Origin of the sequence: Caulobacter sp. DWR1-3-2b1 (genome assembly GCF_049895765.1) — a bacterium.
In the GTDB taxonomy this organism is placed as follows: Bacteria; Pseudomonadota; Alphaproteobacteria; order Caulobacterales; family Caulobacteraceae; genus Caulobacter.
Genome location: NZ_JAFCSZ010000045.1, coordinates 1 through 15,709 on the forward strand (window position 1 = coordinate 1; position 15,709 = coordinate 15,709).

The 15,709-nt window shown below is 64.2% G+C and carries 13 protein-coding genes and 3 pseudogenes; 8 read left to right on the forward strand and 8 right to left on the reverse strand.

All coding sequences use genetic code 11. From position 1 onward, the window contains the following. Positions 1-162, forward strand: a pseudogene (locus ACP69S_RS20840) (IS3 family transposase); the annotation flags it as partial. Here the strand turns inward: ACP69S_RS20840 and ACP69S_RS20845 are convergent. The 5 genes and pseudogenes from ACP69S_RS20845 to ACP69S_RS20865 form a co-directional block, all read right to left on the reverse strand. Next, positions 159-236: pseudogene (locus tag ACP69S_RS20845) on the reverse strand (hypothetical protein); the annotation flags it as partial. The pseudogenes ACP69S_RS20840 and ACP69S_RS20845 overlap by 4 nt on opposite strands. A gap of 209 nt (positions 237-445) precedes the next feature. Further along, a complete protein-coding gene (locus ACP69S_RS20850; protein ID WP_426000507.1) occupies positions 446-577 on the reverse strand; it encodes a hypothetical protein in 132 nt (43 codons plus the stop codon). 794 nt (positions 578-1,371) lie between these two features. After that, positions 1,372-3,036 carry an alkaline phosphatase family protein gene (locus ACP69S_RS20855; protein ID WP_426000508.1) on the reverse strand — a complete coding sequence of 555 codons (1,665 nt, stop codon included), beginning with the start codon at positions 3,034-3,036 and terminating at the stop codon, positions 1,372-1,374. Then, positions 3,033-3,842: a phosphonoacetaldehyde hydrolase gene (gene phnX / locus ACP69S_RS20860; RefSeq protein ID WP_426000510.1), complete on the reverse strand. Its 810-nt coding sequence runs from the start codon at positions 3,840-3,842 to the stop codon at positions 3,033-3,035. The genes ACP69S_RS20855 and phnX overlap by 4 nt, the downstream gene beginning before the upstream one ends. Continuing rightward, positions 3,839-4,954, reverse strand: a complete 1,116-nt coding sequence (locus ACP69S_RS20865) for a TIGR03364 family FAD-dependent oxidoreductase (protein WP_426000512.1) — start codon at positions 4,952-4,954, stop codon at positions 3,839-3,841. Before ACP69S_RS20865 ends, phnX begins: the two co-directional genes overlap by 4 nt. 425 nt (positions 4,955-5,379) lie before the next feature. On the opposite strand from ACP69S_RS20865, the gene ACP69S_RS20870 reads away from it, so the two are divergent. The 5 genes from ACP69S_RS20870 to ACP69S_RS20890 all read left to right on the forward strand — a co-directional run bounded on the left by ACP69S_RS20870 (position 5,380) and on the right by ACP69S_RS20890 (position 12,354). After that, entirely contained in the window at positions 5,380-8,166 is a 2,787-nt protein-coding gene (locus ACP69S_RS20870) for a TonB-dependent receptor (RefSeq protein WP_426000513.1), read from the forward strand. Between the two features lie 62 nt (positions 8,167-8,228). Continuing rightward, the gene (locus ACP69S_RS20875) at positions 8,229-8,867 is read left to right on the forward strand and encodes a sulfotransferase family 2 domain-containing protein (RefSeq protein ID WP_426000515.1); all 639 of its coding nucleotides are present in this window, start codon (positions 8,229-8,231) and stop codon (positions 8,865-8,867) included. Next, a complete protein-coding gene (locus ACP69S_RS20880) occupies positions 8,864-9,484 on the forward strand; it encodes an aspartyl/asparaginyl beta-hydroxylase domain-containing protein (protein WP_426000517.1) in 621 nt (206 codons plus the stop codon). Before ACP69S_RS20875 ends, ACP69S_RS20880 begins: the two co-directional genes overlap by 4 nt. Beyond that, complete coding sequence (locus tag ACP69S_RS20885) at positions 9,481-11,400, forward strand: sulfotransferase (protein WP_426000519.1); 1,920 nt, start codon at positions 9,481-9,483, stop codon at positions 11,398-11,400. The genes ACP69S_RS20880 and ACP69S_RS20885 overlap by 4 nt, the downstream gene beginning before the upstream one ends. Before the next feature lie 3 nt (positions 11,401-11,403). Then, complete coding sequence (locus tag ACP69S_RS20890) at positions 11,404-12,354, forward strand: aspartyl/asparaginyl beta-hydroxylase domain-containing protein (RefSeq protein WP_426000521.1); 951 nt, start codon at positions 11,404-11,406, stop codon at positions 12,352-12,354. 19 nt (positions 12,355-12,373) lie between these two features. On the opposite strand, the gene ACP69S_RS20895 is transcribed toward ACP69S_RS20890, so the two are convergent. Beyond that, entirely contained in the window at positions 12,374-12,955 is a 582-nt protein-coding gene (locus ACP69S_RS20895; RefSeq protein WP_426000523.1) for an HD domain-containing protein, read from the reverse strand. A gap of 225 nt (positions 12,956-13,180) precedes the next feature. Here ACP69S_RS20895 and ACP69S_RS20900 point away from each other — a divergent pair, with 225 nt between their 5' ends. Continuing rightward, positions 13,181-13,900 carry a UTRA domain-containing protein gene (locus ACP69S_RS20900; RefSeq protein ID WP_426000525.1) on the forward strand — a complete coding sequence of 240 codons (720 nt, stop codon included), beginning with the start codon at positions 13,181-13,183 and terminating at the stop codon, positions 13,898-13,900. Positions 13,901-14,009: 109 nt separating this feature from the next. After that, positions 14,010-15,329: a DUF5690 family protein gene (locus tag ACP69S_RS20905; protein ID WP_426000527.1), complete on the forward strand. Its 1,320-nt coding sequence runs from the start codon at positions 14,010-14,012 to the stop codon at positions 15,327-15,329. Positions 15,330-15,354: 25 nt separating this feature from the next. Here ACP69S_RS20905 and ACP69S_RS20910 read toward each other — a convergent pair whose 3' ends face one another. Together ACP69S_RS20910 and ACP69S_RS20915 are read right to left on the reverse strand one after the other, a co-directional pair. After that, positions 15,355-15,528: a hypothetical protein gene (locus ACP69S_RS20910; RefSeq protein ID WP_426000529.1), complete on the reverse strand. Its 174-nt coding sequence runs from the start codon at positions 15,526-15,528 to the stop codon at positions 15,355-15,357. Positions 15,529-15,590: 62 nt separating this feature from the next. Further along, positions 15,591-15,709, reverse strand: a pseudogene (locus tag ACP69S_RS20915) (IS481 family transposase); the annotation flags it as partial.

A 15,709-nucleotide genomic window follows, 5' to 3' on the forward strand; every position in this document is an offset into this window, starting at 1 on the left:
ATCGAGCACTACAACCACGCCCGCTATCACGAGAGCCTGGAGAATGTGACGCCGGCCGACGCCTACTTCGGCCGGGCCGCCGACATCCTGCGCCGCCGCGCCAGCGTCAAGCGACAGACTCTCGAACATCGGCGCTTGCAGCACCGCAAAATCGCCGCCTAGATATCAACCCCAGATGAGGCCAACCCTCCGCTAAATCCGCGACCCGGCTGTCTCAAAACTTCTGACGACGTACACCTGCTGGTTAAGCTCGGGCGTTACGAATGTAGCCCCATCAATACGGAACGTGATGGCTTGATCTGCGAGCTGCATCAATCGTGCGGGACTGATGGAAGTCCTCAAAACGGGAAACCGTTGATCAGCCTGAACCGACCAGGTTATGGGCCCCTCCAAGTTTAGCGCACCCGCTTTCACGCTCATCCGCGCAGGATCCGGAGGTGCATCGTCAACGTCGCGCGCGGTTCACCCCGAGATGCTCGCCGAGCACGCGGAGTGCGACGGTTTGAACCTCCAAAGGATCACCAAGCGGGCGAAGCGCGTCGCTGAGCTTGAGCAGGAACACCTTGCCGCTTGTCATTCACCCGACCGCCTCACGCGCCTCTATATCCGCACCATGCTTCATGGCTCTCTTTCACACAAACAGGTCGAATCAGGGAGAACGATGTTCACAGTCGTTGTAGAGTTGCTGCCGGCTATCCACCTAGTGGTGAGATTCAGTCGCTTGGAACCCGCCTAAATCCTCCTCGGGAAAGGGGTCGAGCGATTTCCAGAGGGACTCAAGCGTCGCGTTCTACCCGCTGGGCTGTGTGAAAACGTCGGGCAGAACCCGCTCACGAAAGAAAACTTTCGCGTCCCGATCGGCCGCCATGCGCGACAAAGCGCCAGATCAGCCATTTCGTGACCCGGTCAGCGGCGCCTCCAGGTCCTGAAAGCGTTTTCACACAGCCTCCACCCCTTTGCGGACGGTTATTCGGTCCGCTAGATTGCCAACGGCCATTCATAGTTCTCGGCAGCATCCGTATCTGCGCGCCATTTTCTTCAATCACTTAGCCCGCCAGGGGTTGTGATTGACCTCAGTCTCACAGTCCATTTGCACCGCATTTTACAATGCGTTTCGCGGCGCTTTTCGGCTTGGCGTTGGCTCTTGGGCTTACTCGCCGTCGGCGGGGCGGGCGCCGCTGACGCGCCATATCGATCTTGCCCCGAGTGGAATCCGCGAGGTTGCGACGGATCGGCAAGCGCCGCGTCGAGGTTGGCAGATGGGCGGGCAACTGCCCGGGGTTCGACGCGAAAGCCGTCTTTTGTCAGCTTGATTACAGCGGTTCAGGCGACCCGCGCAGCACGCCCTGGGAGCTCTTCCCGGCCCTGGCCTTACTGCTGCGTAAGTCGGTTGGGATCGATGAACTGGCGGGGAATGCCGGGGCCTTCGAAATAGGCGCCCAGCCAGGCGCCGCCGCCGCCGTTGAACCACTCCACACGGATGGCGTGCTTGCCGGATTGAAGGTTGATGCTGCCATTGGCCATGATCACGCCGTGGTCGCCATCGTTGTCCACCACCAGCTTGCCGTCGATGTACAGCTTGCTGCCGTCGTCCGAGGCGAGCGCGAAATTATAGGCGCCGGCGGCTGTGAGGTGGAGATAGCCGTCGAACGCCACGGCGACGCTGTCGCCGCGGGGAAGCGTCAGGCCATCGGTGGTCAACTCATGGGATTTGCCGGAAGCCGCAGGCTGGAGTCGCGAGAAATCGGGAAGGCGCACGGGTCCTTCCGGGAGCAGATAAACCCTGTAAGTCACGCCGCGCGCTTCGGAACCTTTCAGGTCGAGGATGCGGAAATAGCCGGTGGCCGGGACGCTGGCGGGCTTGCCGGATACGAAGAGTGTTGCGCGCGCGATGGTGTTGCGGACGATCTCGACCGGGCCGGTGTAAAGCTTGGATTCGGCTGTCGGGATGGAATTGTCCAGGGTGTAGCGGATCTCCCCGACGGCGTTCGGATTGCGGATGGTCATTTGCGCCGGTTGACCGATAAACAGCCCTCCTGGAGGCGCATTGCCATTGGCCGCAGGCTCGATCACCGGCGAGGCGTAGAAGCTGCTGGATCGGTAGGTCTGTTCCGGCGCCTTCTCTCCCTTCAGGGCGAGCGTAACCGGACGGCCCAGCCAGGCGTAGGGGATCTTCGCGCCGAGCAACCAAGCGACAGTGGCGGCGGTGTCGAACGTATTGATGGGCAGATCGAGCTCGACGCCCGGATTGATATCCTTGCCGTAGGCAATCCACGGAATTTCCAGTTCGGCCAGGCTTTCTCCCCCGTGCCCCTTGCCGACGCCGCCGTGGTCGGAGGTCACCAAGATCACCGTCTCGCCCGCTATGCCTGCATCCACCGTGGCCTGCCGGATCCTGTCGATCAGCTGATCGGCCTTGGCGACGGCCTGATAGTAGTGCGGCGTTCCATGGCCATGGGCATGTCCGGCGTGATCGACGAGATCGAGGTGTACAAAGAGGAAGTCAGGCCGCTTTGTCTTGATGTAGTCGACAGCTAATGCGGTCGTTTCGCCCTCATCCTTGCCGTGGACATCGTAATCCACGAACTGGTGGTCGTAGAGGTTTCCGAACCCCTCCCATTCATACACCGAACCCACTTCCCATTCCGGCTTCTGATCGGTGAGGACCTGGAAGATGGAGGGGAAGAAGCCGCCGGAACCGGCCACGGACGTGGGGAAGTTGAACTCGCCCACCTTCCAGTCATTGCTGGTTACGCCGTGCTGCTCTGGCCCGGCGCCATTGATTATGGATGCCCAATTGGCGCCGCTGGTGGTCGGCAGCACGCCTCGGGCGTGCAGGCTCCAGCTGCCGCGCTTCATCATGTCGCGCAGGGTGGGCGTGTCTGCCTTCATCACCCCGTCGGGGCTGAGGCCGTCCACGCCGATAATGATCACATGCTTCGCCTTTTGGGCGGTGGCGGCATGGGCGCCGCCCGCGCCCGCCAGGCCGGCAAGGAGCGCGATGAGTAGCGGGATACGCTGGATCGGGTTCGTCATGACAGGCTCCAGGACTTAGGTAGCGCGATGGGAAGTTCGGCCAGCGCCAGGGGAAGGTCGGCTATTGTGTCGATCACCGCGTGGGCGCCGGCGTTGGTGAGGGCCTGCCGCGCGCGCGAGATGAGGTCGGCTCGCGCCTGCGCCGGCAGCGCGTCAAGCTCTTCGCGTGATAGCCCGACGCCATTGCCGCTGGCGGCGACACCGATGGTCCATGCGCCCGCGGCGAGACCCTCGGCTATGCCCACCTCGGCATCGTCAACCTTGACGCACCCTGCCGCCGGCCAGACGCCGAGCTCGACCAGATTTTTCCATACCATCAGCGGCGAGGGGCGGCCGTACGGGGTGTCATCCGCACAGACCACGACGTCGGGGCTGTAGCCCTGCTGGGCGGCGCGAGGCAGGATGTCCTGCATCATTTCGCGCGTGTAGCCCGTGCAGGAGCCGATCGCGACGCCGCTGGCGCGCAGCCGCGTCACCTGTTCAGCCGCGCCGGGGATCAGGTCGGAGCAGGCGCTCGCGGTCGCGCGCATCAACGGGCCGACCCTGGCGAACAGCAAATCGACATCCGCTGCGGTGGGAAGCACGCCTTTGTGCGCCATCCAGGCTGCGCAGATGCGCGGCAGGTCGAGCAGGGCGCGGATGTGGTCACGCTTGGCCATGCCCATGTGCGTGCGCGCCTCAGCCGCGCTTATCGGTACGCCCGCCGCGGCGAACAGGTCGCACAGTGCGATGACCGGCGCGCGGCTGCCAAAGTCGATCATGGTGCCGGCCCAATCGAAGATCACGGCCTTCAGTTGCGGCTTCATGCGCTTTCCCCCAGCAGGTCTGTCATCACATCCTCGGCCAGCGCGAAGGCTGTCGAGGCGCCTGTGCCGCTGGTGACAACCACCAGCCGGACGCCGGGCGCCGGCGTTTGAACAATGCTGTGGCCGGCCGCCGAGGCGTAGGTTCCCGTCCAGCGGGCGACCACCTGCGGCGCTGGGCCCAGCACGTCCCTGTAGCTGTCGAGGATCAGCTCTTCAGTCGCTGCGGCCGCGAACGGATCGGGTGTCGGCGCGTAGTCGTGGCTGTCGCCGACCACCAGCGATCCGTCGGCGCACTGCACGGCGATCAGGTGAACGCCATGGGCCAGGGCGGATGGCGCCTCGGCTTCGAGCTTGGCGCGCAGGGCCGCAGTCGCAGGCAAGGCGGCATAGCCGAGATAGCGCACCATGCTCAGGTCGCTCATCACCGGCGAAGGCAGGCGCCATCCGGGTGAAGCCAGTCGCAGCATCTGCAGCTTGCAGCGGGTGACGCCGGCTGCGGCGAAGCTGTGCGGGAAAAGCGACGCCCAGTCGTCGCCCGGACAAACCACCACCGCGTCGGCTTCATATGTGGCGGCGGCGGTGTGTACGCAGCCCGTTTCCACCTTGTGCACGGCCACGCCAAAGGCGAATTCGACCTGATGCGCGTCGCTCAGCCATCGGGACAGGGCTGGAATTGCGAGGGGGGAGTCGACGCGCAGGTCCTCACTGCTAAGCAGCCCGGCGCGTGCCCCGCGCACCATTGGCCAGTGGGCAGCGATCTGCGCCTCATCGAGCCGCGTGCAGGATGCGCCCATCTCCGTGGCCAGAAACGCATCGATCACCGCAACGGCCTCCAGCCTTTGTGCGACCAGCAGCAGTCCCTGTTGCTCGATAGAAATGCCGGCCGGTCCGGCGATCTCGCGCCAGATCGCAGCGCTGCGGGACGCCAGTTCCCGGACCCGTCCGCGTTCCTGTCCCGTGACGGTGACGAAGCCGAAATTGCGGATGGAGGCGCCGTTGGCCTGCGCGTCTCGATCCAGCACGAGCACCCGCTTGCCACGCCGCGCTGCGGCCAAGGCATGGGCGAGCCCGACAATGCCCGCGCCTACGATGATCAGGTCATGCCGAAGCACTGGTCTTTCCGTTTCCGGTCGCATGAGGGAATGACTGCTGACGGGCCGGCGTCCGGTTCTCCTTCGGCGCCGGCCCGTCAGCGAAACTCATTGATTTAGTCAACCTACTGATATTTGGTATAGACCAAGTAGCACTGCAAGTTTGCAGTTTTGCGACTGTCGCTCACTGATCGGCGTGCACACGGAGCGGTGGCGCCTGCCCGCCAACGACCGACCCCAGCGGCGTCGGAAGCATCGCTGGACGTCGATCCGGGCACTGAGGTCTGCTGCCTACATCCCCAGGAGGTGCCCTTCTCCAATGGCGCATACACGCGCAATCGGCGCGCAGAAGAGAAATTCCCGCCGCAGATTGGCGTTGTCACGCAGGTGTCGTGGCGACCTGCTCTAACCACACTGGTTCATACCAGTTGGGGGCGAGTCCACACATGTCGAAGCTATATCCCTTTCGGGCCATGCGTCCGAACCTGAAGAGCTTTTTGCTGGCTACGGTGGCGGCGCTGGTCGCCGGCGCACATTCGTCGGCGGCTGTCGCGCAGCAGGCCGCCGGCGATCTGGTAGATGAGGTGGTCGTCACCGGCTTCCGGAAGTCGCTGGGCGATGCGCGCCGGATCAAGAAGGATTCGGTTATTCAGAAAGACGTGATCGTCGCCGAGGATATGGCGAAGTTCCCGGATTTGAACCTGGCTGAATCGCTGCAACGCCTGCCAGGCGTGCAGATCAACCGGGAGGCAGGCGAGGGCCGACGCATCTCGCTGCGCGGCCTGGGTCCTGATTTCGCCCGCGTTCAGCTGAACGGCATGGAAGTGCTGGGCAATGTCGACTCCGCACAGGACAGCCGCGGTCAGCGCTCGCGCGACCGCGCCTTCGACTTCAACATTTTCGCTTCGGAGCTGTTCTCACGGGTGGAGGTCGAGAAGACCTTCCAGGCGGCCCAGCATGAAGGCGGCATGGCGGGCACCGTCGGCCTGTTCACGGGCAAACCTTTCGACTACGCGCCGGGCTCCAAGGGCGCGGTGTCGATCAAGATCGGCAGCAACGAATATACCGAAGACACCCAGCCGCGCGTCGCCGCCTTGATCAGCCATAACTGGGACAACAGGTTTGGCGCCTTGTTCTCGGTCGCCTACAGCAAGCGCAAGACCACCGAGCAGGGGCGTAATACCTATAACTACTCCCAGCCGAGCGCGACGACCCTGAAGTCTCTGGTCGCCAAAGGCCTGGATATCTCCAAGCTGAGCGCCGCGCAGCAGGCCAAATTCCTGTCCGGCGACCTGTATCTCGCCGACGGCAACCGCACATCCTCCTGGAACGCCAAGATGGAGCGCCTGGGCGTCACGGCAGCGCTGCAGTGGCAGCCGACGGACGACCTGCTGCTGACGCTGGATGCGCTGCACGGCGAGTTCAAGACCCACCGCAACGAGGTGCATCTGGCCACGCGACCACTCTCGTCGACAGGCTCGGTGGCGTTCGACACCGCCCCCGGCGGGGTCTGGCCCGCGGTCTTTCAGAAGGGGTCGGTCATCAACGCCCTGGCCTGGGACAACAGCAACTATGTCACCAAGACCGATGTCACCGGCACGACGTTCGGCAGCGAGCACCGCCGGTCGCTGAACGAAAACAACTTCAACCAGTTGGTGCTGACCGGCAAGTGGGACGCGTCCGACCGGCTGTCGGTCGACGGGCATGTCGGCTACGAGAAATCGACCTACAAGACCCCGTATGACGACAAGCTTTACATGCGCGCCAAGGGCAACCTGATCGCCAACTACGGCGCCGACGGCCGCTCGGCCGCGTTCGACTATTCGGGCTGGGACCCTACCAATCCAGCCAATTACGCGATGGATTCGTTCTACTACCGCGGCTTCGACAATTCATCGGAGCTGCGGGAGGGGACGCTGAACCTGCACTACGAGCTGTCCGACACGCTGACGCTGCGCGCGGGGGCGGCCTATCATCGCTTCGCGCAGGACGGCATCGACCTTTTCTATGACGACAACGTCAACGGAACCCGGTCAAAGGCGCGGGGCACCTCCGTGGCCGACATCACCTCCGTGTTCACCAACAGCTTTGGTTCGTGGCTGATCGGCGACTACGCCAAGGCTTTCAAGAAGTACAACGAGTACCACCGCTTCGGGCCGAATACCGACGGGACGGGTGGCGCGCTCCAGGACATCGAGAACGTCTACGAGACTACCGAAGAGACCATCTCCGAATATGTTCAGATGGACTGGGACAGCGAACTGCTGGGCAAGCGCTTCCGCGGCAATATCGGCCTGCGCGGCTACCAGACCGACACCCACAGCACCGGCTGGATCCAGGGCGACAGCTACGCCTATCTGGGCACGACCGACGTGGAAGGCCGCTATTCGGGCGTGCTGCCGGCCTTGAACACGGTGCTGGAACTGACTCCGGATGTCCTGGTGCGCTTCTCGGCCACCAAGAACCTGAACCGTCCAGGACTGGGTTCGATGGCCGCCGAGGGCTCGGCCTTCCAGAACTCCGACTCGGGCGAGATCACCGCATCACGCGGCAATCCCAACCTTAAACCCTACAAGGACACCACGCTCGATCTGGCGGTGGAGTACTATTTCGGCGAGGTCGGCCTGTTGTCGGCAAGCGTGTTCCAGAAGAAAATCACCAACTACATCGGCTCACAGACGCTCGAGAACATCCCGTTCAGCCAGACAGGCGTCCCGTTCGCCACCATTCCGGGCGCAACGGCCAACACCATCGTTTCCGAGTTCTCGATGCCGATCAACGTCGAAGGCTCGAACAAGCTGACCGGACTGGAGCTGGCGGCGCAGACCCAGTTCTCGTTCCTGCCGGCGCCGTTCAACAACATCGGCGCAGTGGCGAACTACACCTATGTGGACGCGGAAGAAGCGCTCACCGGCGTATCGAAGACCAGCTACAACGCCACGCTCTACTATGAGACCAGCCAGTGGGGCGTGAGAGGCTCGCTGAGCCATCGCGCACGCTGGTACAGCGGGATCAGCGATTCCGTCATGAGCGCCAGCACGCGGGGCTTCGAGGCGGGCACCTATATCGACGCCGCAGCCTTCTTCAACATCGCCGACGGACTGCAGCTCACCCTGGACGCCGTCAACCTGACAAACCAGAAGGATACGCAGTTCTGGGGGCAGAACCGTTACCTCTACAACCAGAACCAGAGCGGCGCGACCTACATGGTCGGGCTCAGCTACAAGTTCTAAGACGGCCCTATGCCGAGACCGCGCCCCCTCTTTGGAGGGCGCTTTTCTGTGTGTCCTGAAACATGATCGTTTCTCATAGCCACCGCTTCATCTTCGCCGCCGTGCCCAAGACCGGCACCCATTCCGTGCGGCAGGCCCTGCGCGAGCAACTGGGCGACGACGACGTCGAACAGGTGGGTCTGTTCGTCGACAAGCGCTTTCCGTGGCAGGATCTGGCGGCGATCCGGCATGGCCACCTGTCCCTGCGCCAAGTGCGGCCATACCTCGGTGAGGAGGCCTTTCGCGGCTATTTCAAGTTTGCCTTCGTGCGAAATCCGTTCGACCGCTTCGTCTCATATTGCGCGTTCATGCTGCGGGGCGGCGACGTCTTCGAGCGGCAGCCGCGAGAGGCGATGCGTCACTTTCTGTTCGAGGAACCGCCAGAGCATCATGTCTTGTTCCAGCCACAGGCCTCGCTGCTGGTCGACGAGGATGGCCAAACCTTGTTGGCCGACAGCGTCGGTCGTGTCGAAGACATGCAGGGGTCGTATGATGCGATCTGCGCGCGCATCGGCATTCCTTCCCGCCCGCTCGACCGCATCAATGGCAGCCGGCATGGCGACTATCGCCGCTACTACGACCGCGCCCTGGTCGACGGCGTCGCCGCGCGCTATGCGCAGGATCTGGACTTGTTCGGCTACACCTTCGAAGGCCTGAGATGAGCGCCGGTCTCGCCGCCAATCCGCGCAAGACCACGGGCGTTCGCAAGCTGGGCCCGGTCGACATCGCGGCGCTGCTGGAGGCCCTGCTGGCAATCCCCGAAACTGTCTGGATCGCAGAGAACGCTGGCAAGCCGAACAGGTTCGAGGTGCTGGACGCGACCCGGCACATTGTCTTCCGCTTCGTCGACACCCCCCGTGACTGGCGCAGTTCTCACGACCGCGCAGCCTGGCCAGAGTGGCGCGACCTGCTGGAGCCGGTGATGGCGCAGGCCGTCCGCGACTATGGCTACACGCGCGGGGTGTTTCCTCGGGTGATGTTGGCAAAGATGCCTCCAGGCGGGGTGATCCACCCGCACATCGACGGCAATCCTGCGGCGAAGTGGCCGCACAAGATCCATGTGCCGCTGTCGACTAATCCCGGGGTGGTGTCGTTCTTCGGCGGGGAAGAGCACAATTTCCCGGTAGGCGGGGCGGTAGAGGTCAACAACCTTGGTCCGCACTGGGTGCGCAACGACGGCGAGACCGACCGCGCGCATCTGATCTTCGAATATTACGACGCCGACCAGCCGGACCCCGACTGGCTTGAGCCGTTCCTGCGTTCGAGCCCGGCGCGATGAAGTCTGGCGCCAGTTCCATTGACCGCGACGCCCTGTTGCGAGAGGCCATGGCCCTGCGTGCGGGCCAACGCATTGCGGATGCGCTGAACGTCCTGGCGCGACTGCAGGCGCTGCATCCCCGGTTCAGCCGCCTTTATCAGGAGCGCGGCCACTGCCACGTCCTGCTTGGGGACGCTGAGGCAGCTATCGACGCTCTGGGCGAGGCGGTGCGCCTCAATCCGACGCTGCCGGCCAGTTGGGACATGCTGGAGCAGCTCTTCCGCATGTCGGACGACACAGCCCAGGCGGCCACAGCGGCCCAGCATCTGGCAATGCTGAGACAACTGCCGTCCCAGGTCGTGGCGGCCAACAGCCTGCTGGCCGATGGCGACCTGTCGCCGGCCGAGGAGATCATCCGGGACTATCTGCACACGGATGGCGACAATGTCGGCGCCCTGCGCCTGCTGGCGCGGATCCGCCAGGAGCGCGACGCGCCCGAAGAGGCCGAGGCCTTGCTGAAATCGGTGATCGAGCGCGCGCCGGACTATCACGCGGCGCGACTCGACTACGCCATGGTGTTGCTGCAACAGCGGAAGCACCTGGAGGCGCGGCAGCAGGCCGAGCATCTGCTCGGGCACGATCCCGATAGCCGCGACTACCTCAAGCAGTATGGCGCGGCCTGCGTCGGCCTGGGCGACCACGAACCTGTAATCGATCTCTACGAGCGGCTGCTGGTGGGGCCATCCCAATCGGGAGCGGAGGTCGCCGATCTGCGCCTGTGGCGAGGAAACGCCCTGAAGGTCGCGGGCCGGCAACCGGATGCCATCGCCGATTATCGCGCCGCCCTGACGGCCCGGCCGGACTACGGCGTGGCCTGGTTCAGCCTCGCCAACCTCAAGACCTATCGCTTCACCGACGATGAGATCGCGCGCCTGCGCGTCGCGGAAATCCAGCCCGTAATCCAGGACATGGACCGCGTCTATCTGTGCTTCGCCCTGGGCAAGGCTCTGGAGGACCGGGGCGACTACGCCACCTCGTGGCAATATTACGAGCGCAGCAATGCGATGCGGCGCGCCGCCGGCCGCTATCGCCCGGAGGTCGCGGAGGCCTGCGCTGTCCGACTGAAGCAGGTTTTCACCGCCGAATTCTTCGCCGCGCGCGCCGGCTGGGGCCTGGACGACCCGGACCCCATCTTCATCCTGGGCTTGCCGCGTTCGGGCTCAACCCTGATCGAGCAGATCCTCGCCTCCCATTCCAGCGTGGAGGGCACGCAGGAACTGACCGAGATCGGCCGGTGTGCCGGCGAGCTGTGCGGTCGCGATCCCGATTGCGGCCTGCCGCTGGCCCCCCAGGCGTTCGCGCGGTTGACGGCGGGGGATGTCGGGTCGCTCGGCGAGCGCTTCCTGGCTAATACGCGCGTCTATCGCAGGTTGGGCCGGCCGTTCTTCATCGACAAAATGCCGAACAATTTCTGGCACATCGGCCTGATTCAGCTGATGTTTCCCCGGGCGACGATCATCGATGTGCGGCGCGAACCCATGGCCTGCTGCTTCAGCAACCTCAAGCAGCTGTTTGGCACGACCAATCAGGAATTCACCTACGGCGTCGACGATATCGCCCGTCACTACCGCACCTATCTGGATCTCATGCGGCATTGGGACGAGGTGCTGCCAGGGCGGGTACTGAGGGTGCAGTACGAAGACTTGGTCGAGGATCTGGAAGGCGGCGTGCGACGCCTGCTGAATCGCTGCGGATTGCCCTTCGAGGCGGCCTGCCTGGCTTTCCACGAGACCCGCCGCAGTGTGCGCACGCCCAGTTCCGAGCAGGTGCGTCAGCCCATTGGCCGGGAGGGTCTCAACCAATGGCGACACTACGCGCCCTGGCTCGCGCCCCTGAGCGATGCGCTGGGCGACGCCTTGACCAGCTACAGGGACTGATCCATGCGGTTGTCGCGCCCCTTCTTCCAGCTTCCGGTGCTCTTCGACGTGGCGCGTATGCAGGCCGAGGTCGCGGCGTTGCCTGCGACGGCTTGGGTTTCACACCCAGACCAACTGAGCGGCAACAGCGCCGCGCGCCTGATCAGCGCCAGCGGGGGCGAGACAGATTCCGTCCACGGACAGATGCTGCCGACGCCCTGGCTTGAAGCCATGCCCTATCTGCGCCAGGTCCTCGCGGGCTTTGGCGTAGTGTGGAGCCGATCACGACTGATGCGCTTGGCGCCCGGCGCAGGCGTGCCGGAGCATGCTGACATCAACTACCACTGGCATAGGCGGGTGCGGCTTCACATCCCCGTCTTCACCTGGCCGGAGGTGCGGTTCCATTGCGACGGGCAAGCCGTGCACATGGGCGCTGGCGAAGCGTGGATCTTCGACAACTGGCGTCGGCACCATGTCGAGAACAACGCCAGCGCCGAGCGCATCCATCTTGTCGCCGACACCACCGGCACGGCGGCGTTCTGGCGGTTCGCCTGCGGGCAGGCGCCGCCACGCGAGCAATGGCGGGCGGTCGCCTGGGACCCCAAGGTCAGTCCAAAGTTGCTGACCGAAGCCGATCAGCGCTCACCGGTCATGCCCGCGGCTGAAGTGCAGTGGCTGGTCGATGACCTCCGCGCAGAAGTGGCGGTCGCCACCGACACCGCCGAAGCCAGGCGCTGCGCCGCGCTGTTTGACATGCTGCTGGACAGCTTCGTGCAGGACTGGCGACAGCTCTGCGCTTTGTACGGCGCCGGCGGACGGGGGAAGCCGGAATTCCTGCGCCTGGCCCGCGCCGTGCACGAGGCCGCCAAGCCGCTGGCCGGTGGGCTCGTCATGCGCACCAACCAGGTCAGCGCGCTGCTGGTGCTGGAAAAGCGCGTGCTGCAGCATCTGGTCTCGGAAGAGTCAGCGCCATAGCCCCCCAAAGGTTTGGCCATCAGACCGGAATTTTACCCGCGCGATCGATCTGATCTCGAAGAAGGTCGTAATAGGTCTCGAAGCTGGGCACTTCAGCGTCCGGAGCCTTGCCAGCTTCGTCGTAGCCGCGCAGCTGGCGAGCGGCGGCCGCCGCCGGCTCAGCCAGGAACGCCTCGATTTCGCCCTCGCTCAACGGGCCGCCCTGCAGGGCCAGACTCTGCAGGGACGCCCTGCTGAGACGCTCAAGATAGGCGGGCTCCACAGCCACCCGGTAGCGCTTGGCCGCCACGTGCAGGCGTACAGGCTCTGTAACCTCAGGGCCAAACGCCCGCGCCAGATAGCCAGCGCTGATGTGCTCGTGGCGCGTATCGATGCCGAGGTCCGCCGCGTTGTCGCCGACCTTCTGTATCAGGTGCCCGACGTCGTGCAGCAGGGCGGCGACGATCAGCGCAGCCGGCGCGCCATTGACCTTGGCGTGATGGGCCGTTTGGAGCGCGTGCTCCAGCTGGCTGACGCCTTCTCCATAACGGAGGCCACCAAATCGGGCGAAGAGACCGGCAAGTTCGGCCACGAAAGCGTCGGCCAAAGAGGGAGAGATCATAAGGTATCCGTAGGCGCTGCAGCGCACGCGACGATGGGTGGTCCGGCCACACCTCCGTGTTGGCGAATTGGTATAGACCAAAATTGACCCGTCTTCAGCGAATCTTTCGTGACGCACGGATCCCGCCAAGATTGGCTGTCATGGGCTGATCCCGTTTCTTGACCTGGGCGTAGCGGGCTTCCATCCTCGCATCAGGCGGATTCTGACCGCCAGCAGGTCCCGACAATGCAGCAACCAGAAAACCTCCACTATCTTGGAGTCCGCGACGACATTGCCGAGCGGATCGTCGGCGGAGAGCTGAAGGCTGGCGAGCGCCTGCCCTCGGAGCGGCAGTTACAGGTCGGCGGCGGCGTGGCGCGAGGCACGATCCGGGAGGCTCTTTTTCAGCTCGAGGCCGAGGGACTGATCTATCGAAAGAACCGCAGCGGCTGGTATGTTTCCCCGCCTCCCGTGGTCTACGATCCGACACGTTGGGAAGGCTTCATGTCGTATGTCGAAGCGCAAGGACGGCAGCCGGCGACCGAGACGCTCAGCAAGACCGTGATCGCCTGCGACGCCATGCTGAGCCAGATCTTTTCACGCCCTGTCGGCGCCCCGATGTACTGGATCCGCCGTCGGCGCTCGATCGACGGACGGGCCGTGCTGATCGAGAGCATCGTCGTCGACGCCTCCCTGGCGCCGGGCCTGGTGGACCACGATCTGGACGGTTCGCTGACCAGTGTCCTGAAGTCCGTCTACGGGATACGCGTCGCGCGTAACAAGGTCGACATGCGCCCCTGCGCCTTGACCCTTGGCGAGGCCGAAGCTCTTCGAGTGAAGTCTGGCCTGCCCGGCTTAAGCGTCGAGCGCACGTGTTACGACTCACAAGGGCGCGTGGTCGAGTTCGACCGCGAATACTGGCGTCACGACGCCCTGAAAGTCAGCGTCGATATCCGCGTGCGGTGACGTGGTTGGTCTGTCGCTGAACGCCAAACGCCTCTTCTAGACGTCGCCGCCTCGTCATCGAAACGCCATGCAGGTGGTATAGACCAAACGTCTCGTAGGAGGCGTTTAGATGAGTTCAGGTCCGCGAAGCTGGCTCGAGCGAGCCAATCCTCTGGTCTTCACCCTGTTCGCGGGCCTGGCTGGCTTCTGCGCCTATTTCTCGATGTATGCCTTCCGAAAGCCTTTCGCGGCAGCGACCTTTGGCGCTGTCGATGGCTGGACCTTCGCGATCGACTACAAGATCGCCCTGGTGCTGGCCCAGGTCGCTGGATACGCAGCCTCCAAGCTCATCGGCGTCAAGGTGATCTCCGAGATTGCTCCGTCACAGCGCGGCGCGGCCATCCTGGGATTGATCGGCGCTTCCTGGCTGGCCCTGCTGGCCTTCGCTGTCGTTCCGGCGCCCTGGAACGTCGCCGCCCTGGTGCTGAATGGCCTGCCCCTGGGCATGATCTGGGGGCTGGTGTTCGGCTTTATGGAGGGGCGGCGCACGTCCGAGGTGCTGGGCGCCATCCTTTGCGCCAGCTTCATCCTGTCATCCGGTGTCGTGAAGTCCGTCGGAAAGTGGCTGATGGTCGATCTCGATGTCTCGCCGTTCTGGATGCCCGCCGCGACCGGCGCTCTCTTTCTGCCGTTGCTGGCCGTCTCGGTCTGGGCCCTGGTTCAGTTGCCGCCGCCCAGCCCCGCCGACGAGGCGGCCCGCGTGCGTCGCCAGCCGATGGATCGCGCCAGGCGCCGCGCGTTTCTGGCCGCCTACGCGCCTGGCGTCGTGTTGCTGGTAATGGCCTATGTGCTGCTGACCGCATTGCGGGATTTCCGCGACAATTTCGCCGCTGAAATCTGGATCGCCCTGGGCTTTGGCGAAGCCTCGGGCGTCTTCACCACCAGCGAACTGCCGGTCGCCGCCGTCGCCCTGGCGGTGATGGGCGCAGTAATGCTGGTGCGCGACAATCTGCGGGCGCTTTTGGTGATGCACGGCGTCATCCTGGCAGGATTCCTGCTGCTGGGCCTCGCGACCTTGGCCTTCCAGGCTCATCTGGTGACGCCACTGACCTGGATGGTCCTGACAGGCGCGGGCCTCTACATGGCCTACACCCCCTTCAACGCCATGCTGTTTGACCGAATGATCGCCTTCAGCGGTCAGGTCGGCACGGCGGGTTTCCTGATCTACGTCGCCGACGCCTCGGGTTATCTCGGCAGTGTCGCCCTGCTGCTCTGGCGCAATTTCGCGATGGTCAGCCTGGACTGGCTCGGCTTCTTCATCGCCAGCATCTACGCGACGAGCATCGTCGGCGCCGTTTGCACGATCCTGGCTGGCTTATATTTCCTGCGCCGTCGTCCGACAGGGGACGTGGGCGCCTCGACGACCGACGCCAGGAATGCGCTCGCCTGAGGTCGGCCGCTGGACGGGTCGAGCGTCAGAACCTGTGGGTCAGTTCCACCCATAGCGGGTCTTCCGTTTGGCAGTTTTCCGGGAAGATGCCCCGGCGGCGGAACGCCTCCACGAAGGCGAGGCGGTAGTTCATGCGGTCGTCCGGGATCAGGTCCGTGTCAGCGGTGATAATCGCCCGCAGGAATTCGCCGAAGCGCACATCGACCGGTCAGGAATTCGTGCAGGGGCTCGACCACGACCTTGTGAAAATTGGTCACGACGCTAGGTGTTTGGTCCCGGGCTTTGATGGATCGGATTGATCTTGAATCTTGCAGGCTCTTTTGTCCACATTTTGCAGATGAAGTCGTAGGGGGTCAGGCCCTTGAGCGTCTTAAGGCGCC

Coding starts and splice junctions, on each gene's coding strand:
- ACP69S_RS20880 (WP_426000517.1), top strand. CDS start 8,864: ATGAGCGCCGGTCTCGCCGCCAATCCGCGCAAGACCACGGGCGTTCGC.
- ACP69S_RS20885 (WP_426000519.1), top strand. CDS start 9,481: ATGAAGTCTGGCGCCAGTTCCATTGACCGCGACGCCCTGTTGCGAGAG.
- phnX (WP_426000510.1), bottom strand. CDS start 3,842: ATGAAGCCGCAACTGAAGGCCGTGATCTTCGATTGGGCCGGCACCATG.
- ACP69S_RS20870 (WP_426000513.1), top strand. CDS start 5,380: ATGTCGAAGCTATATCCCTTTCGGGCCATGCGTCCGAACCTGAAGAGC.
- ACP69S_RS20900 (WP_426000525.1), top strand. CDS start 13,181: ATGCAGCAACCAGAAAACCTCCACTATCTTGGAGTCCGCGACGACATT.
- ACP69S_RS20875 (WP_426000515.1), top strand. CDS start 8,229: ATGATCGTTTCTCATAGCCACCGCTTCATCTTCGCCGCCGTGCCCAAG.
- ACP69S_RS20905 (WP_426000527.1), top strand. CDS start 14,010: ATGAGTTCAGGTCCGCGAAGCTGGCTCGAGCGAGCCAATCCTCTGGTC.
- ACP69S_RS20855 (WP_426000508.1), bottom strand. CDS start 3,036: ATGACGAACCCGATCCAGCGTATCCCGCTACTCATCGCGCTCCTTGCC.
- ACP69S_RS20895 (WP_426000523.1), bottom strand. CDS start 12,955: ATGATCTCTCCCTCTTTGGCCGACGCTTTCGTGGCCGAACTTGCCGGT.
- ACP69S_RS20890 (WP_426000521.1), top strand. CDS start 11,404: ATGCGGTTGTCGCGCCCCTTCTTCCAGCTTCCGGTGCTCTTCGACGTG.
- ACP69S_RS20850 (WP_426000507.1), bottom strand. CDS start 577: ATGACAAGCGGCAAGGTGTTCCTGCTCAAGCTCAGCGACGCGCTTCGC.